This is a genomic window from Tardiphaga sp. 709, from assembly GCF_032401055.1.
Taxonomy (GTDB): Bacteria; Pseudomonadota; Alphaproteobacteria; order Rhizobiales; family Xanthobacteraceae; genus Tardiphaga.
The window spans coordinates 615964-640186 of the sequence record NZ_CP135529.1; the positions used below are offsets into that span (position 1 = coordinate 615964).

Annotated in this window: 23 protein-coding genes; 17 read left to right on the top strand and 6 right to left on the bottom strand. The window is 61.4% G+C overall.

Translation table 11 applies throughout. From position 1 onward, the window contains the following. Positions 1 to 49 precede the first annotated feature (49 nt). Positions 50 to 775, top strand: coding sequence for a response regulator (locus RSO67_RS03310; RefSeq protein WP_315842350.1), 726 nt, complete (start codon positions 50 to 52; stop codon positions 773 to 775). Further along, positions 772 to 2031 (top strand): ATP-binding protein, encoded by a 1260-nt coding sequence (locus tag RSO67_RS03315; protein WP_120289370.1) that lies wholly within the window; start codon positions 772 to 774, stop codon positions 2029 to 2031. The genes RSO67_RS03310 and RSO67_RS03315 overlap by 4 nt, the downstream gene beginning before the upstream one ends. A gap of 241 nt (positions 2032 to 2272) precedes the next feature. Here RSO67_RS03315 and RSO67_RS03320 read toward each other — a convergent pair whose 3' ends face one another. Both RSO67_RS03320 and RSO67_RS03325 read right to left on the bottom strand, forming a co-directional pair. Next, positions 2273 to 3400 carry a patatin-like phospholipase family protein gene (locus tag RSO67_RS03320; RefSeq protein ID WP_315842351.1) on the bottom strand — a complete coding sequence of 376 codons (1128 nt, stop codon included), beginning with the start codon at positions 3398 to 3400 and terminating at the stop codon, positions 2273 to 2275. 108 nt (positions 3401 to 3508) lie between these two features. Continuing rightward, positions 3509 to 4525, bottom strand: coding sequence for an adenylate/guanylate cyclase domain-containing protein (locus tag RSO67_RS03325; RefSeq protein WP_315842352.1), 1017 nt, complete (start codon positions 4523 to 4525; stop codon positions 3509 to 3511). 321 nt (positions 4526 to 4846) lie between these two features. Between RSO67_RS03325 and RSO67_RS03330 the strand changes: the two genes are divergently transcribed. From RSO67_RS03330 to RSO67_RS03340, 3 genes are all read left to right on the top strand, one after another. Continuing rightward, positions 4847 to 6106 (top strand): GGDEF domain-containing protein, encoded by a 1260-nt coding sequence (locus RSO67_RS03330; RefSeq protein WP_315842353.1) that lies wholly within the window; start codon positions 4847 to 4849, stop codon positions 6104 to 6106. Between the two features lie 133 nt (positions 6107 to 6239). Further along, positions 6240 to 7010, top strand: a complete 771-nt coding sequence (locus RSO67_RS03335; RefSeq protein WP_315842354.1) for a DsbA family protein — start codon at positions 6240 to 6242, stop codon at positions 7008 to 7010. Between the two features lie 199 nt (positions 7011 to 7209). Next, positions 7210 to 8118, top strand: coding sequence for a cation diffusion facilitator family transporter (locus RSO67_RS03340; RefSeq protein WP_315842355.1), 909 nt, complete (start codon positions 7210 to 7212; stop codon positions 8116 to 8118). A 1-nt stretch (position 8119) separates the two neighbouring features. On the opposite strand, the gene RSO67_RS03345 is transcribed toward RSO67_RS03340, so the two are convergent. Both RSO67_RS03345 and RSO67_RS03350 read right to left on the bottom strand, forming a co-directional pair. After that, the gene (locus RSO67_RS03345) at positions 8120 to 10144 is read right to left on the bottom strand and encodes a pyrroloquinoline quinone-dependent dehydrogenase (protein WP_315842356.1); all 2025 of its coding nucleotides are present in this window, start codon (positions 10142 to 10144) and stop codon (positions 8120 to 8122) included. Positions 10145 to 10330: 186 nt separating this feature from the next. After that, on the bottom strand, positions 10331 to 10459 hold the full coding sequence (locus RSO67_RS03350) for a hypothetical protein (protein ID WP_315842357.1): 129 nt from the start codon (positions 10457 to 10459) through the stop codon (positions 10331 to 10333). Positions 10460 to 10587: 128 nt separating this feature from the next. Here RSO67_RS03350 and RSO67_RS03355 point away from each other — a divergent pair, with 128 nt between their 5' ends. The 9 genes from RSO67_RS03355 (at position 10588) to RSO67_RS03395 (ending at position 18475) form a co-directional block, all read left to right on the top strand. Next, a complete protein-coding gene (locus tag RSO67_RS03355; protein ID WP_315842358.1) occupies positions 10588 to 10794 on the top strand; it encodes a DUF6894 family protein in 207 nt (68 codons plus the stop codon). A gap of 109 nt (positions 10795 to 10903) precedes the next feature. Then, positions 10904 to 11635 (top strand): DUF1236 domain-containing protein, encoded by a 732-nt coding sequence (locus RSO67_RS03360; RefSeq protein ID WP_315842359.1) that lies wholly within the window; start codon positions 10904 to 10906, stop codon positions 11633 to 11635. A 290-nt stretch (positions 11636 to 11925) separates the two neighbouring features. After that, complete coding sequence (gene aroQ, locus RSO67_RS03365) at positions 11926 to 12393, top strand: type II 3-dehydroquinate dehydratase (protein ID WP_315842360.1); 468 nt, start codon at positions 11926 to 11928, stop codon at positions 12391 to 12393. Between the two features lie 51 nt (positions 12394 to 12444). After that, the gene (gene accB, locus RSO67_RS03370; RefSeq protein ID WP_315842361.1) at positions 12445 to 12939 is read left to right on the top strand and encodes an acetyl-CoA carboxylase biotin carboxyl carrier protein; all 495 of its coding nucleotides are present in this window, start codon (positions 12445 to 12447) and stop codon (positions 12937 to 12939) included. 30 nt (positions 12940 to 12969) lie between these two features. Further along, on the top strand, positions 12970 to 14322 hold the full coding sequence (accC, locus tag RSO67_RS03375) for an acetyl-CoA carboxylase biotin carboxylase subunit (protein WP_184516990.1): 1353 nt from the start codon (positions 12970 to 12972) through the stop codon (positions 14320 to 14322). A 115-nt stretch (positions 14323 to 14437) separates the two neighbouring features. Then, positions 14438 to 15961 carry a sensor histidine kinase gene (locus RSO67_RS03380; RefSeq protein ID WP_315842362.1) on the top strand — a complete coding sequence of 508 codons (1524 nt, stop codon included), beginning with the start codon at positions 14438 to 14440 and terminating at the stop codon, positions 15959 to 15961. Next, complete coding sequence (locus RSO67_RS03385) at positions 15958 to 16398, top strand: response regulator (RefSeq protein ID WP_089264105.1); 441 nt, start codon at positions 15958 to 15960, stop codon at positions 16396 to 16398. Before RSO67_RS03380 ends, RSO67_RS03385 begins: the two co-directional genes overlap by 4 nt. Beyond that, entirely contained in the window at positions 16395 to 17489 is a 1095-nt protein-coding gene (locus RSO67_RS03390; RefSeq protein ID WP_410001802.1) for a response regulator, read from the top strand. The genes RSO67_RS03385 and RSO67_RS03390 overlap by 4 nt, the downstream gene beginning before the upstream one ends. 146 nt (positions 17490 to 17635) lie before the next feature. Beyond that, positions 17636 to 18475: a metallophosphoesterase gene (locus RSO67_RS03395; protein ID WP_315842363.1), complete on the top strand. Its 840-nt coding sequence runs from the start codon at positions 17636 to 17638 to the stop codon at positions 18473 to 18475. On the opposite strand, the gene RSO67_RS03400 is transcribed toward RSO67_RS03395, so the two are convergent. Then, positions 18402 to 18899 (bottom strand): cyclic nucleotide-binding domain-containing protein, encoded by a 498-nt coding sequence (locus RSO67_RS03400; RefSeq protein WP_315842364.1) that lies wholly within the window; start codon positions 18897 to 18899, stop codon positions 18402 to 18404. The two genes, RSO67_RS03395 and RSO67_RS03400, sit on opposite strands and share 74 nt — an antisense overlap. A gap of 251 nt (positions 18900 to 19150) precedes the next feature. On the opposite strand from RSO67_RS03400, the gene RSO67_RS03405 reads away from it, so the two are divergent. From RSO67_RS03405 to upp, 3 genes are all read left to right on the top strand, one after another. Continuing rightward, the gene (locus tag RSO67_RS03405) at positions 19151 to 20407 is read left to right on the top strand and encodes a GTP cyclohydrolase II (protein ID WP_315842365.1); all 1257 of its coding nucleotides are present in this window, start codon (positions 19151 to 19153) and stop codon (positions 20405 to 20407) included. 88 nt (positions 20408 to 20495) lie between these two features. Continuing rightward, positions 20496 to 21662: a URC4/urg3 family protein gene (locus tag RSO67_RS03410; RefSeq protein WP_315844158.1), complete on the top strand. Its 1167-nt coding sequence runs from the start codon at positions 20496 to 20498 to the stop codon at positions 21660 to 21662. Positions 21663 to 21701: 39 nt separating this feature from the next. Continuing rightward, positions 21702 to 22331, top strand: coding sequence for a uracil phosphoribosyltransferase (gene upp, locus RSO67_RS03415; protein WP_089264099.1), 630 nt, complete (start codon positions 21702 to 21704; stop codon positions 22329 to 22331). Positions 22332 to 22388: 57 nt separating this feature from the next. Here upp and RSO67_RS03420 read toward each other — a convergent pair whose 3' ends face one another. Beyond that, positions 22389 to 23834, bottom strand: coding sequence for a DASS family sodium-coupled anion symporter (locus tag RSO67_RS03420; protein ID WP_092143575.1), 1446 nt, complete (start codon positions 23832 to 23834; stop codon positions 22389 to 22391). Positions 23835 to 24223 lie beyond the last annotated feature (389 nt).

The window sequence follows — 24223 nt, forward strand, 5'->3', positions numbered from 1 at the left end:
ATTAGCAGTCACGTTGAACGAACAACCGCCTGGAGCCGGATGCCGCCCAATGCAGACCATGTCTCACATCCTCATCGTCGATGACGATCTTGCAATACGAAAACTGCTGGGACGCTATCTGACCGAACAAGGCTACCGCGTATCCATCGCCTCCGACCAGCGAACGATGAAGGAAGCGCTGCAGACCAACCAGGTCAGCCTGATCGTTCTCGATGTCCTGCTCCCCGATGGGTCGGGGCTCGATATCTGCCGCGATCTTCGGCGGGAGGGCTCCGAGATACCCGTCATCCTGTTGACGGCGCTGAAGGAGGACGTCGACCGGATCATCGGCCTCGAAATCGGCGCGGACGACTATCTCGGCAAGCCGTTCAATCCGCGCGAATTGCTCGCCCGCATCCGCGCGGTGCTTCGTCGCAAGGTGACGCAGGACATCCAGCTCTCCCAGGTGCTCGAACATCACTTCGGCAGATTTAAACTCCATCCCGGCGCACGGCGGTTGCTGGACGAAAACGGGCAGCCGTTCGATCTCACGACAGCTGAATTCGAACTGTTGCTCGTGCTGGTCAGACGACCGGGCCGCCTGCTCTCCCGGGATCAACTGATCGAACTGACGAACCGCAGTTCCGACGACGTGTTCGATCGCTCGATCGACGTGTTGATGAGCCGGTTGCGCAAGAAGCTCGGCGACAATGATGATTTCCAGTTGATCAAAACCGTGCGTAACGGCGGCTACATTTTCTCGGCACGCGTTGAAACCATTGGCGCAGACACATGAACTCCATACGCATTCGATTTTCCTTGATGCTCGTGGGCTCGGTCCTTTGTGTGGTGATCCTAGCCAGCGCCGTGATGTCGCAAATGATACTCGGGCTGGTCGAAAAGGATTTTCGTGACGGATTGACGTCTCGCGTCGCTGCATTTTCCAACAGCATCACCTTTCGCGGAAACGATGCAGTCTTTCATCTTCAGCCGGCGCCCATCGAGGGAAAGCTTCTGGAAGCGCCGACCAAGCTTCTGCAGGAAGCATTTCAAAAATCGCAAGCCAATTTCGACATTTTCGTCAAGCAAACGCCGGATGGCCAACGATGGGCGTCCATCAAGATGGGCCCCGGCTGGCTGAGCTGGCCCATACGCGAGCACGCGCCGCCTCCTGAAGTGTGGTGGGGCCTCGCCGGCTGGATGGTACTGATCACGGTTGGCGTCATCGGGGTTGCTCTTACGGTCGCCCATCAGACGACGAACCAGCTTAAATTGCTGCAGAGCATGGCGATGTCCGTTGGCAAGGACGGCGTGCTGCCCGTGCTCAAAGAAGAAGGGTCTATCGAAATCAAGGCAACCGCTCAGGCACTGAACATGATGGGCGCAAGTCTGAAAAAAGCGATGGACAGCAAGATCAGACTTGTGGCTGCCGCAGGGCACGATTTGCGGACACCCATGACACGCATGCGTCTGCGCGCCGAATTTCTCAACGAACGAGAGCGTGAGGAGTGGCTGCATGACCTCGATGAAATGGATCACATTGCCGACAGCGCCATCCAGCTCGTTCGGGAAGAGACCGTCGGAAAAGGCACCGAACACGTCAGACTCGACGAACTCGTCGGGGACGTTTGTGCCGAACTCACCCTGATCAAGATGCGGGTGACAATTGCCGGACTCGATCACAGCAGCGTCAAGATCTCACCGCTCGCACTCAAGCGCGCCCTACGCAATCTCATCATCAATGCTGCGACCCATGGCGGCGGCGCCATCGTAAGCCTGCGCGTTCACGATCGCCGCGCTGTCGTCCTGATCGACGACAACGGTCCCGGCATTCCCGAACAATTCCTGGCAAGTGCCTTCGAACCGTTCTTTCGCGCCGATCCGGCCCGCCGCCAGTCAATCCCCGGCGCCGGGCTCGGCCTGGCCATCGCCAAGGAAATTGTTGAACGACAGGGAGGCACGCTCGAGATCGAGAACCGGCAACCTCACGGGTTAAGGCAGACGCTTTCCATTGAGATCGATATCGCGAACGTATCATCGGTCGCAGCCTGAACGACGCGCTCGCCATGCGACCACACGGTCGCCGCTGCAGACGATCGCTGGAGAACAATCCTTGGCAAGCAGCCCCTGTTCAGCCGGACCACAAGATCATCGCGATCCCAAAGACGAGCAACGGATAATACGCAACCTCCACGCTCAGGAACGCGATGTCTTTTGTACGAGACCAGAGGCGCCGAACGGATATCCGTATTCGGGACCGTTCCAAAGACGCTGTTGGAGCGATGCGACACATCTAGCTACCCTGCCCCCTCAACCCTTCCAGGTTGGATTGAAATCCACTGGCCGAACCGCCCTTGGCACGACCGTAGGCGTAGAGCTCTTTCATATAATCAGTATCGAAATTGGTTGGATCGCTCGTGGTGAGCTTGCCCGCGTCGATGGCCGTTGCTTTGAAATCCCAGTTGTTGCGTTTGCAGAAATCGTATGTCGCGATCATCGCATTGCGCGTATTGGCCTTCACCGAGGTCTGAAACGAGCGCGCCACGATCGGAAGCGTCAGATCCGACGTATAGGAGGCGTCGGGCGACAGCTTGCCGTTAACGATCACGAAGACCCGAGACTTCGTAGCCAGCGATCCAGCATGGGCCGTCAATACGCTTTCCGGCACAGCCAGAATATTCGACGTCACGCCGCCATCGACATGCATCTCGGAATACATGTTTCCGCCGGCCTCGACGGCGATCAGGGCCGGCGGGAAAATCCCGGGGATAGCGGCCGACGCAGCGAGAACATTCCGGAATAGCTCATAGCGACCAGGACTATCGTTGCTTGCGATCTCCCCCATATTCCAGAGCGTCGTCCCTTGGGTGTCGAGGTTCGTGGTGGCCACGATGAGCATCTTGCCCCTACGATACCGCGCGCCGACCGCATCGATGATCCGATCATCGGCATATTTCGAGATAAGGTCTTTCATCGGCCCCGCCTTGAAGACGCCCGATCCAACAACGGCGTTGATCCCCGCGATACGCATCAGATTTTCGGTAGCGCCGCTGGTGAAGATCGCTTCAAGACGGCCGTCATAGCCCGGGCCAAGAAACGCGAATGGCGCAATAAGGGCGCCAACGCTGGAGCCGGTGACGATATCGAAATCGGGGCGCAGCCCGGAGTCGGACCAGCCTTTCAGAAATCCTGCGCCATAGGAACCGTCAGCGCCGCCGCCGGACAAGGCAAGAATGGTGAGCGGTGCAGCACCGCGCCGCGATCCCGCAAAGATGCGATAGCCTTCGTCGGGCGATATCCTGGCCAACGGAATCTGCGGGATCGTCGCTCGCGCGCTTGCGATCAGCGGAGCGCGCGGCAGCGACGCACAGGCCGACAGCAGCAGCGCCGTGCAAATAATGGGAAGCGTCGCGCGAGGCATCACGCGAGCTCTGCAACGATCAAAGTGAATCTTGAAAACTGGGCCATGCGGGTTTCCATGTCCGAAAACTCTTGCACGACTGATTTGCCATTTGTTTGCGCGTTTATTTCATTGTGTTTCGTGCGGCGGCTGCAAACCGAATGCGACAATTCCGTCCACACGTCCACGAATGGGAAGATGACCGAGTGCACTGACCGTGAAGGGCGGTGCCGAGGCAAAGCAATCCATCGCCGCCTTCGATGCGACAAAACCGCCCTCTACACCACGACTGAGCTCTTCCAGCCGCGAGGCGGTGTTCATGACGTCGCCATTGAAGACGATCGCACGTTTGACGTCGCCGATTTCGCCGATGATCACCGGCCCGAAATGCAGGCTGCCGCGAATGCGGGGCGCTGTGCCAAACTCGCGCTCAAACTGCCTCGCTTTGCGCGCCAGTTCGTCACGCATGACCATGAAGCAGCGCAACGGACGGCAATCGATCGCACCGTCCCGCTTCGTCCAGGTCACGATCATCTCGTCGCCGACATAGGCGAGCACCTCGCCACGATGGTCGACGACCGGAAGCGATAGCAGGCGAAAGGTCCGATCGAGGAAACGGTGGATACCGACGCCACCGAGTTGCTCGGCCAGGCTGGTTGAGCCCGCAATATCCACGAACAGGACGAAACGCTCTTCCTCGACCGGCGTGTGATAGCGCCCGGTGAAGAAGTTCAACAACGCGCGTCCGCCGACGAGATTGGTGATTGCCAAAGCGAGATTGACGACGATGGAGACGACGACCGAATAGACCAGGCTCGACCAGAACGTATCCTCCGCGATCTCGAGCGTCCGCCCGATCAGCACATCCGCAAGCCGAAACCATTGCACGGCCAAAATCACGACGGCGTAGAACGCGCTCTTGATCAGGAGGTTGGCGGTGAACGAGCGACCGCTCAACCAGATCCGGATCGGACCATCGGCCACCATGATTTCGAAGCCGCCCAAAACCGTGCTGATCACCAATCCGATGACGAGCCCGGGCAGAATGGGCAGATCGTGGGTGGCACTGAACGCCACGCCGGCGGCGCCGCCAGCGGCTATAATCGTCGTGAGGACCCTTAGTTTCCGTTCAAGCCTGGCGTTCATGGTCCCTCCCACCGGCACAGCCGACGGGAGGGTATATCAGATCGTCCAAGGGCGGGCTGACACGGGCCGATGGCAAAGGTTGCCCGCCAGCAGACCGACGCGCGGCCTCACCGAGCCCTGCCGTGCTGTGCACGCCGCTATGATCTTCATCCTTTTACAACCACCCTAAGCTTCTCGCCGGCAGCGGTCAGGTTCCGTTAACGGAACTCGCTGCATTTAGTGAAAATGGATGCGCTCATCGCGTCCGGCGGGGAGACCAATGCAGCCATCGGATCACGAAACCGCACACAGCGGCGTCACACGCACGTGGGACCGACGGCAATGAGCACAATGACCATCTTCTGGTTCACGCTCGCCAACTTCCTGTCGTCAGGTCTCGTCTGGGCCTATGTCGCACGCTGCTATCCGAACTTCGTCCCGGCCCGCTACTGGAGCGCCGCCTCATTGAGCGCGTCGGCCGGCTCTGCTCTCGGCCTGCTGTTTCCCAATCCCATCGGCCTGCTGTTCGCCGCGCAGATGACAGTTCTCGCTTTCTGTCTGTCAGAGGTCGGCATCCGCCGCTTTTACGACAGGCCTACATCCTGGATCGCCACCGCTCTGGTGATTTCCGCGAGTCTGGCCGGCTTCATGTTCTTCAGACTGGTCATCGACGAATATGCGATGCGCGTTGTCGTCTACTCGCTGAGCCAAGGCATTCCCGTGGCGCTGACGCTACCGCTGCTACTGTCGCGTGATCATCGGCGCAGCAATCACGGCGCACGGATGGCCGGCTACCTCTCGATTCTCCTGCTTGTTGCTTTTGCCTGCCGCGCGATCGCCGCGCTGCTTCATCTGGGCGGCAGCGAGACGACCATGGTGACGGTCGATGCGGTACAGGCCGGCTTCATGCTCGTGGCGGCATTCCTCGCCATGACATGGAATTACGGACTGCTGATGATGGCGATCGACCGCCTGCGTGGCGACGCAGCCGAACTGGCGCTGATCGACGATCTGACCGGCGCCGGCAATCGCCGCCGCCTGTTGCAGCGGATGGACGAGGAATGTGCGATGGCGCGGCGGACCGCACGGCCATACGCACTGCTGGCGATCGACCTCGACGGCTTCAAGGCGGTCAATGATGGCTTCGGTCACAGCGCCGGCGATGACTGCCTGAGGCAATTCGCCCAAGCGGCGCAAGATCAGTTGCGCCCCGGCGATACGCTGGCCCGATGCGGCGGTGACGAGTTCTGCATCGTGCTGCCCGACACTGACCTGCAGCAGGCCGGCGAGATCGCGCGGCGCGTGCTGGCGGCCTGCCCGCGACAATTTGGCAATGCCGGACACAAAGTGAGGACTCTATCCGCCTCCATCGGCGTCGCGCAGTGGTCCTCCGACCTCATCGCCTCCCCCGAACGGCTGATGGCGGCCGCCGATCACGCCCTGTATCAGGCCAAACACAGCGGCAAGAACCGGGTCGTGCTCTATGAGCCTGCACCGCCGCTGGCACCGATCTTCGATGACGAGATCGGAAGCGCTCCATTGCCGGCACCGCATGCCCTCATTGCAATGACCGGGCCGGATCACCACCATTCCGGCTTCTGAGACCTGCGGCACCATGATGAATTGCGCGTGACCGCCTTCACAAATAACGCGTATTTCGCCCTCAAAATGCTAAGCAGCTTCCCGAATAACACGCGGCTTTCTGACTCGGCCTTTTCCAAAGGATAATTTGCCCATGCCTTCGTTCCGTTTTCTCGCCTGCGCCGCTTTGGCCCTCGCGCTGTGTGGCGCCCCCGCGGTCGCATCGGCGCAGACGTTCAATGACGCCCAGCGCGGCGAGATCCAGAAGATCATCAAGGACTACCTGATCACCCATCCGGAAATCCTCGAAGAGGTCTCTGCCGAACTCACCAAGCGTCAGGCCCTGGCTGAAGCCGAGAAGCATCAGGCCGCAATCGCTGCGAACGCAAACACCATCTTCAACTCGCCACGCGGCGTCGTCGTCGGCAACAAGGATGGCGACGTCACCTTCGTCGAGTTCTTCGATTACAATTGCGGCTACTGCAAGCGCGCCATGGATGACATGGTCGGCATCATGAAGAGTGATCCGAAACTCAAGGTCGTGCTGAAGGAATTCCCGGTGCTCGGGCCCGGCTCGGTTGAAGCCGCCCAGGTTGCCGTCGCCGTGCGCATGCAGGATCCGACCGGCAAGAAGTATCTCGACTTCCACCAGAAGCTGCTGAGCGGCCGCGGCCAGGCCGACAAGGCCCGCGCGATGGCAGCGGCTAAGGAAGCAGGTCTTGACGTCGCCAGACTGGAGAAGGACATGGCCAGCCCGGAAGTGCGCGCGACCATCGAAGAGAACTTCAAGCTCGCGGAATCCATGGGCATGAACGGCACGCCGAGCTACGTCATCGGCAAGCAGGTCGTGATCGGCGCCGTCGGCGCGGAAGCGCTGAAGGAAAAGATCAATCAGGCGCGCTGCGGCAAGGCGATCTGTTCGTAAGTACCAAAACCGGCGAGGTCGATTGATACCTCCCCCTGATTTAAGACGAACATCGCGGAAATATGACAAACCGGCTGCATTGCAGCCGGTTTTTTATTTATCTTTCGGTGGCGGTCAAAGCCGCTGAACGCCATCTGTGATAAAATAACTCATACTCACCGGAAAAAAGGATGCAGCGGGCACCCCGCTTAAGTTCCCAATGTTGACCGATACCAAACAGGAGCAGCGGCTCCTGAAAATCTCGATTTACGTCACGCTTCTCATTTCATTTGCCAGCATCGCTTTCGGGCTCGCCATCAGTTCGCGTGCTATCGCCTTCGACGGTTTTTACACGTTGATCGACGCAGCCATGACCGGCGTTGCATTGCTGACCGCACGACTGATCAGCAGAGGCGAAGACGACCGCTTCCAGTATGGCTACTGGCACCTTGAACCGATCCTTGCGCTGATCAACGGCACGGTGCTTAGCTTCGCCTGCGCCTATGCCTTCATCGACGGCCTTAACGGACTGATCACCGGCGGGCGCGCCATCGAATTCGGCCCCGGCGCCATCTTCGCTGCGGTGGCGGGCGCCATCAGCTTCGGCATGAGCATCTATATCCGCCGCTCGGCCGGCGAACACGGCTCGCAACTGCTCGACATCGATGCCCGTGCCTGGCTGATGGGCGGTGTACTCAGTCTGGCGGTCTGCATCAGCTTCCTGCTCGGAGCGGTGATGGCGAAGACTCCAGCAGCGGCCTATGCACCGCTGGTCGATCCGCTGATCCTGCTGGTGGTTGCGATCTGCCTGCTGCCGTTTCCGCTCTCGACGATCTGGAACGCCGGGCGCGACATCCTGCAGGTCGCACCGAGCGATCTCGACGAAGAGGTTCGCGAACTCGCCCAATCGATCGCGCATAAGCATGGCTTCAGCGACTACAGCTCACATGTGATGCGCTCCGGCCGCCAGCAATTCATCGAGATCGGGCTGGTCGCGCCATCGGGCGAGATCAGCAAGACGTTCGCCGAACTTGATGCCATCCGTGCCGAGATCGCACTGGCGATGGGCGGCCTCAGCCCGGGTTACTGGCTGACGGTCGATTTCACCGCCGACAAGCGCTGGGTGTAAGTCACATCAGCGCTTTACTCCTTGCACGCCAGGTAACACCGCCGGCAAGGAGAAGGACAAGCACCGCGCCAAACGCGATCGCGCCGGCGCGGAGCCGACCACCGGGACGATCGATGTAGAGCGAGCGCAGCGATGGCGCCTCTCCGTCGCGCGCAAGACGAAACGCCACGACGCTGTCGCCGATCGAGGTGCCGGATTCGGAATGGCCACCGGCGGCGATGACCACATACTGCTCTCCACCGATGGCGTAAATCATGGGATTGGCGACACCCGGCACCGGCAATCTTCCCTGCCAGAGTTCGGCGCCGGTCTTCGCATCATACGCACGCAGGTAGGCATCCATCGCGCCGGTGAAGATCACGCCGCCGCGCGTGGCCAGGAGGCCGTTGACCAGCGGTGTGCCGGTGGCCAGTGCGAGACCCAGTGGCGCGATGTCCTCGGTGGTGCCGACCTTCGACTCCCACAGCACCTTGCCCGCCTTGAGGTCCACCGCGACCATCGCGCCCCAGGGCGGCTTGTTGCAGGGCATACCGAGCGGCGACGCTACAAGCGCCCGCGTCATGGCAAAGGGCGCACCGCGCTGCGCGCCGAAATCGGTACCGGCCGGCGGCCTGTAGTTCTGCGCCTCGGCGCGTGGGATCAGCGTAACCCGATGCACAGCGCGGCTCGTATTGGCATAGAGCAGCTGGCTGACGGGATCGAAGGCAACACCGCCCCAATTGACGCCGCCGCCGGTCATCGGAAACAGCAGCGTCCCGGCGCCCGTCGCGGGTGGCGTGTAGAGGCCTTCGTTGCGTCCACCGGCCAGTTCATCCCGGCACTTGCCGCGATCCCAGAATGTCACGCCGAACGCCTCATCCGGCGTCACGCGTTGTGGCAGCAGTATCGGAAGATGCGTGGGAAAGGGCTGCGTCGGCGACAGCGCTTCGCCGGCGACGCCGCCTTGCGGAACGGCCCTCTCCTCCACCGGCCAGATCGGCTCGCCGGTGGTGCGATCCAGCACGAACAGAAAGCCCTGCTTGGTGGCCTGGATGACGACGTCGCGCGAACCGCTTGCAAGATCGATGCGGGCCAGCGTCGGCTGCGCCGGCACGTCGTAATCCCAAACATCGTGATGCACAATCTGGAACGACCAGACCAATTCGCCCGTGTCGATCTTCAGCGCAACGACCGAATTGGCGTGCGCATTGTTGCCGGGCCGCTTGCCGCCCCAGAAATCGGGACTGGGCGACGATGTGGGCAGAAACAGCAATCCGCGTTCGTCATCCGCCGACATCGGCGCCCAGACATTGGCGTGACCGGCCTCGATGCCCGCATGGATCAGCGGGTCCCACGACCATCGCAGCGCGCCGCTGCGCGTATCGAACGCACGGACAGTGCCCTTCGGTGCGTTGACGCGCCGATTATCGGCCAATGAAGAACCTACCACGACGACGTCACGGCCCACCACCGGCGGCGATGTAATCTGGAATTCGCCGGGGCCATCGAGCGGCATTCCCGGATCGAGCTTGACCTCGCCCTGTGCGCCGAAGTCAGCACAGGGCAATCCCGTTGCCGCATCCAGCGCAATGACACGGGCATCGTTGCTGCCCATGAAGATGCGGCTGCGACAGGTCGCGCCGGTTCCCGCGCGATCGTCACGCCAATAGGCGACGCCGCGGCACACCCATCGATTGGCCGGACGCACATCCGCTGCGACCCGCGCATCGAAACGCCACTTCTGCCGGCCGCTGGCAGGATCGAGCGCAATCACCTCGTTGAATGGCGTACAGAAGACGAGACTGTCTTCAACCAGGAGCGGTGTTGCTTCGAATTTGGTGTGCGCCATCTGCGCAGGTGTGCGACGCAGGAGATCACCGGTCTGGAAGCGCCAAGCCTCTATCAGGCGGACGACATTGTCGGGGGTGATCTGATCCAGTGGCGCGAAGCGCGAGCCGCCGCGGTCGCCGCCCCAATGCTCCCATCCGAGAGCAGGTGCTACCGACAGGACTACGAGCGCCAGGATTCCTCCAATCCAATTCCTCATCGAAGCACAGCTCCGCAGATCCCGACTGACATGACCTGATGTTAGTCGTTGAGCCCGCCCTGTCCATGTCGAACGCATAGTAAAGAGGCCGGCTGCGTAACAGCCGGCCTCTTTGAAATCGATCAATATCACAGCGATAGTTACGCGATGCCGTCGACTGTCGTCTCGCCGTCATCCGGGCGCTGCTCAAAGCAGCGACAGCTTGTTTGCCGTATTTTCCAGTACCTCGGCGACGAAATCGGAGACCGAATTCTCGATCGGCGCCGCTTTCGCGATCGTCTGAATGATCATCTCCACAAAGGCTGGCATCGCCATTTTCGTTATTCGATGGTGCAATATACGTGCTGCCATTTGGTTCCGGCTGAGACTTCTTCATTCCATTTCCGACTTAGGAACATCCCCAACGGTGGTGGATTGCCCTTTACGGAGGAGGAGAACGAGCAATGCCAAAATATCATTTCGAGATTGTCGATGGTTTCCGGCTGGAGGACCCCGTAGGTCTGGATTGTAGCGACGACACGCAAGCCAGGGATGTGGCCAAGAATATTGCTCATCAAATCGCAGTTGATATCGCAGGCGACAGTGACCGGAAGGTCGTCGTCATCGATGACAACGGCGATGAAGTCTACAAGACGAAGATCAAGCCCTGACGCGGCGTGACCTATGCTCATAACAAAAGCAATGGAACTATACTTTCTCAGGAACATCCCTCTATCAGTGCCGTTGTACGGCGGGCAATGCATCGCGAGGAGAACCAAGATGAACAACCGTTTATTGATGAGCGTCGCCGCTGCTGCACTGATTGCGGGTTCGGGTTTCGCTAGCGCGCAAAATCCCGGCGGCGCAGGAGCCGCAACGTCGGGTGGTGGCGCTGCCGGAATGACCCGTGACGCACCGGCGGGCGGTGCTGCGCGTAGCGGCGCAACAAGTGCGCCCGCAGGCGGCGCGGCTGCTGATCGTGCTGCGCCGGCCGAACGCAACGCACCCGTCAACAAGGACGAAGCGACCGACACCACCAACAAGTCCGAGCAGAAGCCGGCGGTGAAGTCGACGCAGTCCGACGACAAGATGCAGCGTGACGACAAGCGTGCGACCGATTCGACCCATGACGGCGGAAAAGCCGGCAAGGACATGAAGGCCGATACCAAGGCTGGCGATACCAAGGCGGGTGCAGACACGAAGTCGACATCGACCGAGACCAAGTCGACCACCACTACCGGTCAGGCCGGCGCAGGCGCCAAGCTTACCACCGAGCAGCGCACCAAGGTCACCACGGTCATCAAACAGCAGAACATCCAGCCCGTGACCAATGTGAACTTCTCGATCTCGGTCGGCACCCGTGTGCCGCGCGAGGTCCGCTTCCACCCGCTTCCGGCTGAGATCATCACCGTCTATCCGGATTGGCGCGGCTACGAGTTCTTCCTGGTGCGCGATGAGATCATCGTCGTGAACCCGCGAACACTCGAGATCGTCGCAGTCCTCGATGCCTAAGGCGGCGCGTCTGATGCAACACCCGGGCGGGCTCGAAAGGGTCCGCCCGTTTGCTATCCGGCACGCTCCGCCCCTGTCGTGAGCCGGCAGATTGCCGGAAATGGCGCCAGCGGCTTTAACCTTGGTTAATAAGCTTTTTCCATAGGTTCCACCGGGCTTTTTATGAATTAGGTGAGGTATTTGGCTGGGGGAACCGGGGCTCTAGAGGCTTCCCCTCCGCGGTTTGGTTACCTATAACCCCGGGCAGAACGGCGCCCACCCGCGCCCATTGCGATTGCCCGGGATGTCCGATGGCCAATACCACGACCAACACCATCTACGTGCTCAACGGCCCCAACCTCAACCTGCTCGGAATCCGCGAGCCGGACACCTATGGGCATGCAACTCTGGCCGATGTCGAGAAGCTCTGCGCAGCCGCCGCCGCGCAATATGGCCTGACCGCGGATTGCCGGCAGTCCAATAGCGAGAGCGAGCTTATCGGCTATATCCATCAGGCCCGCGAGAAACACGTGGCCGGCATCGTGATCAATGGCGGCGCTTACTCGCACACCTCGATCGCGTTGCATGACGCCATTGTCGGCGTGCGCATTCCCACCGTGGAAGTGCATGTCAGCAACGTCTACACCCGCGAAAGCTTCCGCCACCATTCCTTCATCGCCAAGGCAGCCTTTGCCAGCCTCTGCGGCTTCGGCATCGAAGGCTATCGCCTTGCCATCAGCGGCCTTGCCGCAAAAATCGGTGCCAACGCCATCGCGTGACGCGCCCGCTTCGCTCTTTATTCGTCTTTCACTTCAGACATTGGATTTCCCATGGCCCGCAAGCCTGACGACACACAGACCGCCACGCCGCAAGCCAGCAACGATAGCGGCATGATCCGCGAACTGGCGCTGCTGCTGGATGAAACCAACCTCACGGAGATCGAGGTAGAGCGCGCCGGTCTGCGCGTGCGCGTCGCGCGGAATATCAGCGTTGCTGCCGCTGTGCCCGCTTATGCGCCCGCACCGGCTGCTGCACCCGCGCCTGTCGCCGCAGCTGCTGCCGCACCGGCCGCCGCCGACATGACCAAGCATCCCGGCGCTGTGCCCTCGCCGATGGTCGGCACGGTCTACCGTGCCCCGGAGCCCGGCAAGCCGGCCTTCATCGAAGTCGGCACCAAGGTTGCTGCCGGACAGACTCTGGTCATTATCGAGGCGATGAAGACCATGAACCAGATCCCGGCGCCGCGAGCCGGTACCGTAACGCAGATCCTGATCGAAGACGGCTCGCCGGTCGAATACGGTGAAGCGCTGGTCATCATCGAGTAACACCACAACGTCCTCTGACTTCGGAACGCCATGTTCGAGAAAATCCTGATCGCCAACCGCGGCGAGATCGCATTGCGCATCCTGCGGGCCTGCAAGGAGCTCGGCATCGCGACCGTGGCCGTGCATTCGACTGCGGATGCCGACGCCATGCATGTGCGCCTCGCCGACGAGAGCGTCTGCATCGGCCCGCCGGCGTCGAAAGACAGCTACCTCAACATCCCGTCGCTGCTCGCCGCCTGCGAGATCACCGGCGCCGATGCGGTGCATCCCGGTTACGGCTTCCTGTCCGAGAATGCGCGCTTCGCCGAGATCCTCGCCGACCATAATCTGAAGTTCATTGGCCCCAAGGCCGAGCACATCCGCCTGATGGGCGACAAGATCGAAGCCAAGAAGACCGCCAAGCGGCTTGGCATTCCCGTGGTGCCCGGCTCCGACGGCGGCGTCGGCCCCGAAGACGATGCCATAGCCATCGCCCGCGAGATCGGCTTCCCGGTCCTCGTCAAGGCAGCGGCCGGCGGCGGCGGCCGCGGCATGAAGGTCGCGCAGACCGAAGCCGATCTGCTGATGGCGCTGTCCACTGCCTCGAACGAGGCCAAGGCCGCGTTCGGCGACGCGTCGGTCTATCTCGAAAAGTATCTGACCAGGCCGCGCCACATCGAAATCCAGGTGCTGGGCGATGGCCGCGGCGGCGCGCTGCATCTCGGCGAACGCGACTGCTCGCTGCAGCGCCGGCACCAGAAGGTCTGGGAGGAAGGCCCCTCGCCGATCCTGTCACCGGAAGCGCGCGCCAGGATCGGCGGCATCTGCGCCAAGGCGATGCAGGACATGCAGTATCTCGGCGTCGGCACCATCGAATTCCTCTACGAGGACGGCGAGTTCTATTTCATCGAAATGAACACCCGCATCCAGGTCGAGCATCCCGTCACCGAGATGATCACCGACATCGATCTCGTGCTCGAGCAGATCCGCATCGCTGCCGGCGGCGACCTGCCTTGCACCCAGGAAGAGGTCAACATCATCGGCCATTCTATCGAGTGCCGTATCAATGCCGAGAACCCGGAGACCTTCCGGCCCTCGCCCGGCACGATCACCCAGTATCACGCCCCCGGCGGCCTCGGTGTCCGCATCGATTCCGCGGTCTATCAGGGCTACAAGATCCCGCCCTATTACGACTCGCTGGTGGGCAAGCTGATCGTCCACGGCAAGAACCGGCCGGAATGCCTGATGCGGCTGCGCCGGGCCCTGGACGAGATCGTAGTGGACGGCGTCGAGACGACCCTGCCGCTGTTCCGGGCCCTGGCCCGGGAAAGCGACATTATCGAGGGCGACTACCACATCCACTGGCTGGAACAGTATCTCGCGGGCAAGCCTCCCAAGACCTGAAGTATTTGGCAGCAGGCTGGAACCAATCGCCTCCATCCGCGTTTCAGTGCTGCCGGGAGCCGTCCGGCGGCGGGGGCCATATTGAAGTTCAGTCTGCAATCCAAGCGAGTATTACGTGACCGCTGACGCCGCCCGCAGGCGAGCGCTCTGGCAAATCCTGCTGCTCTTGGCGGGATTGCTGGTGCTTGCCGCCATCAGCGCCGCCTCCGTCATCCTGGTAAACCAGGCACGTGACGATTCCAGATGGGTGGTCCACACCGTCGAAGTCCAGAACCAGATATCGAACCTGCTGCTGGAAATCCGCCGCGCCGAAAGCGCCACGCGGGCCTATCTGCTATCCACCGGTCCGCAGTTTCTGTCTGAATACGAAACCTCGGCGGCGGCCATCCTGCCAGCCGTCGACAGACTGGTCAGCCTGGCCAACGACAATCCGGCCCAGGTCGCCAACACCGTCAAACTGCGCGCAGCCGTCGAGCAGCGACTGGCGGAATTCGCCAGGGGTATCGACCGCATCAAGAACAACGACGTCCAGTCGAGCATCGATATCCTGCGCCGCGGCGATGCCAATCAGGCCGTTCAGGACATCGCCAATATCACCCGCGCGATGCGCGCCGAAGAAGGCCGCCTGTTCGTCGAACGGACCCGAACAGCAGACCAGAGCCAGCAATGGGCCTCGTGGGTCACCGTGGCAGGCTCCGGCCTGGTAGTGCTCCTGGCGGCGCTGTCGATCTTCCTCGTGCGCCGCTCGTCAAACGCCCGCGATGAGGCGGAGGCCAGGTTGCGCGACAGCAACATCGACCTCGAAGCCGCCGTTGAGGAGCGCACCGCCGACTTGCGCGAGGCCAACGACGAGCTGCAGCGCTTCTCCTATATCGTCAGCCACGACCTGCGCTCGCCGCTGGTTAACATCATGGGCTTCACGAGCGAGCTCGAGGAGCTGCGCGGCGACATCTTCAGGCGCATCGCGACGCTCGCCAATGCAGAGCCGGTCGTGGCCGATGTGAACGGCGAATTGCCGGAGCCGGCGCTGCCCGAACAGGACAAGCAACTCTCCGCCGATTTCACCGAAGCGCTCGGCTTCATCAAATCGTCGATCGGCAAGATGGACCGCCTGATCAGTGCCATCCTCAATCTGACCCGCGAGGGCCGGCGCGAATTCAAGCCCGTCAAGATCGACACCCGCGAACTCATCGAAGGCATCGCTTCCACCGTAGCGCATCAGGCAGCCGAGACCGAAACCCAGATCCGCATCGAGCCATTGCCTGACATCGAGAGCGATCGTCTCGCAATGGAACAGATCTTCGGCAACCTGATCGACAATGCGCTGAAATATCTGAAGCCCGGCACCCCTGGCGACATTCTCGTCAAGGGCCGCACCAAGATGGGCTTTGCGATCTTCGAGATCATCGACAACGGCCGCGGCATCGATCCCCGAGATCATCAACGCATCTTTGATCTTTTCCGCCGTGCGGGTACACAGGACAAGCCCGGCCAGGGCATCGGACTGGCCCATGTGCGCGCTTTGGTGCGACGAATGGGCGGCACCATGTCGGTGTCATCGGAACTCGGCAACGGCAGCAACTTCACCGTCACGCTGCCGGCCAGATGGACGGGGCATAACCGGGATAAACAAACATGAGTAAGCCAGTCACCATCATTATGATCGAGGACGACGAGGGTCACGCCCGTCTGATCGAACGCAATATCAGGCGCTCGGGTGTCAATAATGAGATCATCCCGTTCACCAACGGTACAGACGCCGTCAACTATCTGTTCGGCAAGGATAGCACTGGCCTCGATCACAAGGGCGAAGCCCTGCTTATCCTGCTCGACCTCAACCTGCCCGACATGACCGGGATCGATATCCTGAAGCGTGTCAAAGAGAACGAATTTCTCAAATGCGCGCCCGTCGTGGTCCTCACCACCACCGACGACGCGCAGGAAATCAAGCGCTGCTACGAATTGGGCTGTAACGTCTACATCACCAAGCCCGTGAACTACGAGAGCTTCGCCAACGCGATCCGCCAACTCGGTCTGTTTTTCTCCGTCATTCAGGTTCCGCAAGCGTCCACATGATATCTGCGACGACGCCAACGCTGCTGTATATCGATGACGACGCAGGTCTTGCGCGGCTGGTGTCGCGCGGCCTGACGCGGCAGGGCTTTGGCGTCGAGCATTGCGACAATGGCGAAGCCGGGATCGAACGGGTCAAGCAGGGTGGCATCGACGTCATCGCGCTCGATCAGTACATGCCGGGCCTCGATGGGTTAGAAACGCTTGAGCAGATCCAGAAGCTGCCCTCGCCGCCCCCGGTGGTGTTCGTCACGGCGTCGCAGGACAGCAAGATCGCCGTCACCGCCCTCAAGGCGGGTGCCGCCGACTATCTGGTGAAGGACACCCAGGGCGACTTCCTGCCGCTGCTGCATGTCGCCTGCACGACCGCCATCAAACAAGCCCTGATATCAAAGGCACGCGACGACGCCGAAGCCGAAGTCCACGCGTCGCGCGATCGTTATGCAGCCCTCGCGGCCGAGCGCGAAGTGTTGCTGCGCGAGGTCAATCACCGCGTCGGCAACTCGCTGCAGATCATCGCCTCACTGCTGCATCTGCAGGCCAACTCAACCAACGAAGATCACGTCAAGGTGGCGCTGACCAACGCCATGGGCCGGGTCGCCGCCGTGGCGCAGGTCCATCGCCGGCTGTACACCTCGCACGACCTCAACAGCGTGCTGCTCAATCAGTATCTCGAAGCCCTGCTGGAAGATCTCCGCCGCTCGGCCGAGGGCAACCGGATGTCGCGCCTGACGCTGAAAGCCGAATCTGTCGAGATCGATCCGGACCGCGCCGTAGCCATCGGCATCATCGTCAACGAGCTGGTGATGAACGCCGTCAAATACGCCTATCCCGACGGAGCCGGCCCGATCCATGTCGTGCTCACCGCGCAGGGCGACCAGCTCGAACTGTCGATCACTGACGATGGCGTCGGCCTCAACGTGAAAGTCGACCCGCGCTCCACCGGCATGGGCCAGCGCATCGTCAATGCCATGGCCAGCAAGCTCGAAGCTTCCGTCGAACGCGATCCCGACCATACCGGCACGCGTATCGTGCTGCGGTTCTGCGCCGTCACCAAGCCCGCGGCCAAGCCACCTGTGAGCTCTGCCGGCTAGGCCTGCCTGCGCTGCGGCCGCGCCTTAAACACTCCCAACCTGCACAAATATGCCGCGCCCGTTCGCCTTGCGCGGCTCCATCACGTGCCTAGACTGCACCTTTCAGCTGCTGATATTTTCCTTCCTTTCCGGACCTCGGATTTCATATGCGCTGCCTTGTCGTAGCCGATCTCCACTATTCGCTGCCCCAGTTCGACTGGTTGTTGAGCGTTGCCTCGCAATTCGACCTCGTGATCTTCGCCGGTGACGCGCTCGACGTCGCATCGGTCGTGGACTTCCGTGCGCAGATCCTGGTAGTGAAGAAGTATCTCGGCCTGCTTGCCCAACGCACCAAGGTGATCCTGTGCTCTGGCAATCACGATCTCGACGAACGCAACGATGAAGGCGAGAAGATCGCGCGATGGGTTGGCGATGTCAGACAACTCGGCATTGCCTGCGATGGTGACAGCCTCGCCATCAGCGATACGTTATTTACGGTCTGCCCGTGGTGGGACGGTCCGCTGGTTCAGCAGCGCATCGCGCAGCAACTCAACGAAGCATCCGCACAAAACGCAAAACGCTGGATCTGGGTCCATCATGCGCCGCCGACCAATTCACCCACAAGCTGGGGCGGCAAGCGTTACTTCGGCGATGTCGAACTGGTGCAATGGATCGAGGCGCATCGGCCCGCGATGGTGATCTCCGGCCATGTGCATGAATCTCCGTTTGTCAAAGACGGCTCATGGTACGACCGGATTGGCGAGACCTGGGTGTTCAATGCAGGTCGCCAGTTCGGTCGGCCGCCGACTTACATCGTGCTCGACCTCGATGACGGCACAGCATTCTGGCTATCGGCGGAAGGCGCTGACCATATAGACCTGAACGCTCCACTGCAGCGTCCGGCGTTGCCGATCAAGACCGCGCCCGCATGGCTCACATCCGTGGATCGTTTTGTCGATCCGAGCCCCGATCCGAACCTGGTGACACCTTCGTTGGCGACAGGTTGACCATGTTGTCCAAGAGCTCGCCGACCATCGACAGATGCGTACCATGGCCGGCATATTGCTGCTTGATATCGGCAAGATAGCTCGTCGCCACATTGAGCCGCTGCGCCAGCAGCCGCGCGATCATCAGCGCGACGGTCGGGTGATCCCGCAAGAAATCCGTCGCATTCTCGAATTCATAGACTTGCGTCTCCATCGCGGCGCGCACGGTCGCGGTATGCGGCTGTTCGAGGAGCACCGACATTTCACCGACCACAGCACCGGGTTCGGTCAAACTCGCAACCACCGTGTCGCCCTTGACGACATCGAGCTGCCCTTCAATCAGCACGAACAAATGCCCGCTGGTCTGTCCTTCCCGGATGATCGTATCGCCCGCTGCAACGCGGTGCTTCACGCCATCGCTGCAATGATCCAGAACGGCGCGCATATCAGGCACTCCAACATGGTTGATAAAGCGTATGCTCGCCGTGACGATCGCGTGACACAAGGCCCGAACACGCTGAAATTGTCGGCAACCGGCGCATATTGGGTGGGCCGGAGCTTGCGAGACATCCCGTGCCGGCTACCGCGTCTTTCTCCCTGTTGCATTTATTCGGGAGATAGTTATAGTTAGTTGCTTCCTTAGCAATAAGGCCCGTCCTGTCAGGCGGGCCGTTGCCATTTTAGGGGGCCTTTGCGATGAGCCGTTCCAACCGGATCGATCATATTCGCCTGACGTCGCATCCTGCGCCGGGCGCCAAGCATCACTTCCCGATCCAGTGGGGCGCACCCTCCGCACGCGAACGCGGGCCGGTCATCGGCACCGTCTCCCGCCCGCAGGACCGCAACGTCATCGGCACCCATGGCGGCTCCTATTCGGTCTATCGCGCGCTCGCGGTTTCATCCGGCGCACTTGATCCGCTGAAGCGCCCCGACCTCACAAACACCCATCCCGCTGCTGTCGTCGGGCCTTTCGGACAATGGACCGATCCCGAGAAGATCGTATCGCTCGATCCCTGGGGTCATCTCGTTGCCGAGAACTTTGCGCCCGAGATCGCCGAAGGGATCGATATCCGCCCGAGCATTGCGATCACCAAGGCGCGGCTCGATCTGCCCGAGCTGCAGGCCGCGATCGCTGGCGGTCGCCTCAAACACGACGGCGAGGTCGTGCATGCCAATGGCAGCGTCTCCGTGGTCAAGATCGCTATCGATCCCGTGTGGTATCTGCCCGGTCTCGCCAAGCGTTTTGATACCAGCGAGAACAATCTGCGCCGCCAGCTGTTCGAACAGACCGCCGGCATGTTTCCCGAACTGGTGACGCGGCCTGACCTGCAGGTGTTCCTGCCGCCGATCGGCGGGACTACCGCCTATCTGTTCGGCGACGTCAGCAAGCTGCCGGATCACACGACCAAGATCACCTGCCGCGTTCACGACGAGTGCAACGGCTCCGACGTGTTCGGCTCCGATATCTGCACCTGTCGTCCCTATCTGATTCACGGTATCGAAGAATGCGCGCGCGCCGGTCAGTCCGGCGGACTCGGCATCATCATCTACAACCGCAAGGAAGGCCGCGCGCTCGGCGAGGTCACCAAATTCCTCGTCTACAACGCGCGCAAACGCCAGGAGGGCGGCGACGCCGCTGCGCAGTATTTCGAACGCACCGAATGCGTTGCCGGCGTGCAGGATGCGCGCTTCCAGCAGTTGATGCCGGATGTGGTGCACTGGCTCGGCCTCAAGCGCATCGATCGCTTCATTTCCATGAGCGACATGAAGCATGATGCGTTGACCAGTCAGGGCGTCGAGATCGTCGAGCGCGTGCCAATCCCCGACGACATGATCCCAGCCGATGCGCATGTGGAGATCGCCGCCAAGAAAGCGGCCGGCTACTTCACACCGGACCCGGTGACGCCGCAGGACCTGATCGACTCCGTCGGTCGCGGGCTTGAGAAGTATTGAGATATCAGCAGTGAATCCCCAGACCCCGGAATCCTCTGCCGCCCTCTCCTTGCTGTCAGCCCACGCCGTACGCACCCGTGCGCAGCGCATGCTGACCCTCGGCCTCGACGACAAACTGCCGAACTTCCGCATCGATCTGACGCGCATGGACGACGTGATCAACCTGGTGCTGGATACGACGCGCGCCTCCTATCCGTCGCTCGATGTCCCGTTCCATTCGCGCTGGCGTCACTTCGTCAATGCCGGCGACAATCGCTGGGCCGACCTCGCGGGCGGCATTTCATGGCCTGATCGCGCAGCACGCGGACGCGCGGAATTCGATCTCGCCATCACCAGCGTGTTCCTCGATGCCGGGGCCGGTCCAACCTGGCGCTATACCGATCCCCAAACCGGCGCGGCCATCGGCCGCTCCGAAGGTCTCGGTCTCGCGAGCCTCGCGATGTTCTCCGGCGGCACGTTCTCTGCCGATCCCGCGCAGCCACTGCGCGCCGACGCCAGCAAGCTGGCACAGCTCGACGTCAGCGATCTCAAGCGCGGCATGCAGGTCTCCGACACCAATCCAATGGTCGGCATCGGCGGCCGCGCCGATCTGCTGCGCCGGCTTGGCGAACACGTAGCGTCGAAGCCCGATGTGTTCGGCACGAAGGATACGCCGCGGCCCGGCGGATTGTTCGATCGCCTGGCCTCGCTGGTTGACAATGGCCGTCTGCCTGCCCCCACCATCCTCTCGGAACTGCTGCTGCAACTTGGTCCGATCTGGCCGTCGCGGCTGACGCTGGACGGCATCGCGCTCGGCGATTGCTGGAAGCATCCGGCGATGACGACCTCGGATGCGACGAGCGGCCTTGTGCCCCTGCACAAGCTGTCGCAATGGCTGGCCTATTCGCTGATCGAACCGCTGCAGACCGCAGGCATCGATGTGACCGATATCGACGGCCTCACGGGACTGGCCGAATATCGCAATGGTGGTCTTTTCGTCGATGGTGGCGTCCTGAAATTCCGCGATCCCGCTGACGCCACGCGTGAGCACGACGTATCGTCGCCGCTGGTGGTGGAATGGCGGGCACTGACCGTGGCGCTACTTGACCGCGTCGCCGGCGGCCTGCGACAAAGACTGAAGCTCGACGCGACGTCGCTGCCGTTGGCCAAGGTGCTCGAAGGTGGCACATGGGCCGCCGGCCGCATCCTGGCGCGCGAGCGCCGCGAGGATCATTCGCCGCCGGTGAAGGTCATCAGCGACGGCACGGTTTTCTAGATCAAAGACGGTTTTACACTCTCGCAACGGATGAGGTTCATGGACGGCGTCACGATCGTTAATCACCCGCTGGTGCAGCACAAGCTGACGCTGATCCGCGACAAGAACCGCTCGACCAAGGGCTTTCGCGAACTCCTCAACGAAATCGGCATGCTGCTGTGCTACGAGGTGACGCGCGACCTTCCGCTCACCGATGTCGAGATCGAAACGCCGATCATGAAGATGACCGGCAAGGAAATCGCCGGCAAGAAACTCGTGTTTGCGCCGATCCTTCGCGCAGGCCTCTCTTTCGTCGAAGGCATGATCGGCCTCGTTCCGTCAGCGCGTATCGCGCATATCGGTCTCTATCGCGATCCCGAAACATTTGTGGCCGTGGAATACTTCTTCAAGGCCCCGACCAATCTCGACGAGCGCCTGGTGATCGTGATCGATCCGATGCTGGCAACGGCGAATACGGCGGTGGCAGCCATCGATCGCATCAAGGAACGCGGCGCCAAGGATATCCGCTTCGTTTGCCTGCTGGCAGCGCCGGAAGGCATTGAACGTCTGCGCGGCTATCATCCGGACGTCCCGATCTGGACCGCGGCGATCGACGACCGGCTGAACGAGCACGCCTATATCGAGCCGGGTCTCGGTGACGCTGGTGACCGTGCTTACGGCACCAGGTAGCGAGGTGCACCGACACGCGGGCGCCTCCCGCCACGCGACACTTCCTTGGACTGTGGCTCAGTTGATCATCAGCAGCCAGGGCATTACGACCAGCAGCAAGCCGGCGAAATAGATCAACCCGAAGATCAGGCCGAACTTCCAGAAGTCGGCCTTGCCGATATAGCCGCTGCCAAAATACATCGGTGCCGGTCCGGTGGCATAGGGCGAGATCACGCCCATCAGGCCAAGCGAATAGATGCAGAGCAATGTCAGAGTCGACATCGGGATTCCGGGAATGCTCGACCCCACCGCCAGCACGACAGGCAGCATCGCCGCCGCGTGCGCCGTAATGCTCGAGAAAAAATAGTGGATCCAGAAGAAGATCGAGACCAGCAGGATCATCGCGATGGTCGGGCTGAATGTGGCGAGCGGAGCCGCCAGGCCGGCGGCAGCCCATTTGATGAAGCCGATGTCGTTGAGGCCGGATGACAACGTCAGCAGCGATGTGAAGTAGAAAAACACCTCCCACGCTGCTTTCTCGGCGATGATGTCGGAAAACGTGATGACGCCGGTGACGAGCATCAGCGAGATCACAACGAACACCACCATGGTCGCATTGATGAAGTTCGAACCGAGGCCAGGTAGCGAGATGTCGGGATTGGATCCGGTGATCCACAGGAACATCGCAAGCACGACCAGTCCAGCCATGATCCATTCACTGCGCGACAACGCCCCCATCGACGCGAGTTCGCTCGCGCTCCACGCCACGATCTCCGGGCTTTCTTTCACCTCCGGTCGGCAAATTGCGTAGCTCAGCAGTGGCAGAAGCAAAATCAGCGGCACGCCGAGCGGCGCGAAGCCGATGAACCACTGTGACCAGCCGACGTCCACGCTCACTATCTTCTTGGCGATGCTCAGCGCCGCCGCATTGGGCGCAAGCGCGGTGAGGAACATCGAACTCGTCACCGCGGTCGCCGCGAAGGCGGTCCACATCACGTAGGTTCCGATCCTGCCGGCTGTCGGACCCGGCTCCGATCCGTAGATCTTCGGGATGTTGCTGACAATCGGATAGACCGTGCCGCCGCTACGCGCGGTGTTCGATGGCGTCGCCGGCGCGAGAACAAGATCGGACAGCGCAACGGCGTAACCCAGTCCCACCGTGTTGCGCCCGAGGCCGCGAACCAGCAGCAATGCCAGACGCCTGCCAAGGCCGCTCTTGCGATAACCGATCGAGAATACGAAGGCGCCGACGATCAGCCATACCGTGCTTTCGGAGAATCCGCTCAGCATCCAGCGCAGCGACTTGTTGGGATCGTGTTCGACATATCCCATCACGCCCGCAAAGGTCAGACCGATCAGACCAACCGCGCCAACAGGCATGGATTCCAGGATCAGGCCGGTAATCACCGCAGCGAAAACGGCAAAATAATGCCACTGATTAGCGACAAGCCCTGCCGGAATTGGGATGACGTACAGCACCAGCCAGACAGCGAGAGGTGCAATCTTCTTCCAGCTCAGCGACACAGCTTCTCCCCCGACAAACCGACCTGCGACAATACGTCCGGCAACGTAACACCAGTTGTTGCCCGGCGAGCAACCGCCAACGCGATCTGCGCTGCATGTATCACCATCTTAGAGCGCGCCTCTCTTTCCTTTCGCATCCGCAACATACGGCGCGCTGGCATGCAGCCGGGCCACGCGCGGCGTTGCGCCGGCAGCCCCGCACGCGACATGGAGCGGCAGGAAATGCTCGTCTATCGGATGGGTTTCTTCACCGCATGGGGAGCAAGCCGACGACAGGTCATGCGTGAAAGCTGCTACAGCCGGTCATCGGCACATTGCGTGTGCGTAGCTCGCCGGTGCGTACAGTCAGGCGACACTCTCAGGCTGGATCAGCCGCCACCACGATTGGG

What these genes read in the sequence shown, in the direction of transcription:
- RSO67_RS03310 (WP_315842350.1), top strand. Translation starts at nt 50, where the DNA reads ATGCAGACCATGTCTCACATCCTCATCGTCGATGACGATCTTGCAATA.
- RSO67_RS03315 (WP_120289370.1), top strand. Translation starts at nt 772, where the DNA reads ATGAACTCCATACGCATTCGATTTTCCTTGATGCTCGTGGGCTCGGTC.
- RSO67_RS03320 (WP_315842351.1), bottom strand. Translation starts at nt 3,400, where the DNA reads ATGCCTCGCGCGACGCTTCCCATTATTTGCACGGCGCTGCTGCTGTCG.
- RSO67_RS03325 (WP_315842352.1), bottom strand. Translation starts at nt 4,525, where the DNA reads ATGAACGCCAGGCTTGAACGGAAACTAAGGGTCCTCACGACGATTATA.
- RSO67_RS03330 (WP_315842353.1), top strand. Translation starts at nt 4,847, where the DNA reads ATGAGCACAATGACCATCTTCTGGTTCACGCTCGCCAACTTCCTGTCG.
- RSO67_RS03335 (WP_315842354.1), top strand. Translation starts at nt 6,240, where the DNA reads ATGCCTTCGTTCCGTTTTCTCGCCTGCGCCGCTTTGGCCCTCGCGCTG.
- RSO67_RS03340 (WP_315842355.1), top strand. Translation starts at nt 7,210, where the DNA reads ATGTTGACCGATACCAAACAGGAGCAGCGGCTCCTGAAAATCTCGATT.
- RSO67_RS03345 (WP_315842356.1), bottom strand. Translation starts at nt 10,144, where the DNA reads ATGAGGAATTGGATTGGAGGAATCCTGGCGCTCGTAGTCCTGTCGGTA.
- RSO67_RS03350 (WP_315842357.1), bottom strand. Translation starts at nt 10,459, where the DNA reads ATGGCGATGCCAGCCTTTGTGGAGATGATCATTCAGACGATCGCGAAA.
- RSO67_RS03355 (WP_315842358.1), top strand. Translation starts at nt 10,588, where the DNA reads ATGCCAAAATATCATTTCGAGATTGTCGATGGTTTCCGGCTGGAGGAC.
- RSO67_RS03360 (WP_315842359.1), top strand. Translation starts at nt 10,904, where the DNA reads ATGAACAACCGTTTATTGATGAGCGTCGCCGCTGCTGCACTGATTGCG.
- aroQ (WP_315842360.1), top strand. Translation starts at nt 11,926, where the DNA reads ATGGCCAATACCACGACCAACACCATCTACGTGCTCAACGGCCCCAAC.
- accB (WP_315842361.1), top strand. Translation starts at nt 12,445, where the DNA reads ATGGCCCGCAAGCCTGACGACACACAGACCGCCACGCCGCAAGCCAGC.
- accC (WP_184516990.1), top strand. Translation starts at nt 12,970, where the DNA reads ATGTTCGAGAAAATCCTGATCGCCAACCGCGGCGAGATCGCATTGCGC.
- RSO67_RS03385 (WP_089264105.1), top strand. Translation starts at nt 15,958, where the DNA reads ATGAGTAAGCCAGTCACCATCATTATGATCGAGGACGACGAGGGTCAC.
- RSO67_RS03390 (WP_410001802.1), top strand. Translation starts at nt 16,395, where the DNA reads ATGATATCTGCGACGACGCCAACGCTGCTGTATATCGATGACGACGCA.
- RSO67_RS03395 (WP_315842363.1), top strand. Translation starts at nt 17,636, where the DNA reads ATGCGCTGCCTTGTCGTAGCCGATCTCCACTATTCGCTGCCCCAGTTC.
- RSO67_RS03400 (WP_315842364.1), bottom strand. Translation starts at nt 18,899, where the DNA reads ATGCGCGCCGTTCTGGATCATTGCAGCGATGGCGTGAAGCACCGCGTT.
- RSO67_RS03405 (WP_315842365.1), top strand. Translation starts at nt 19,151, where the DNA reads ATGAGCCGTTCCAACCGGATCGATCATATTCGCCTGACGTCGCATCCT.
- RSO67_RS03410 (WP_315844158.1), top strand. Translation starts at nt 20,496, where the DNA reads ATGCTGACCCTCGGCCTCGACGACAAACTGCCGAACTTCCGCATCGAT.
- upp (WP_089264099.1), top strand. Translation starts at nt 21,702, where the DNA reads ATGGACGGCGTCACGATCGTTAATCACCCGCTGGTGCAGCACAAGCTG.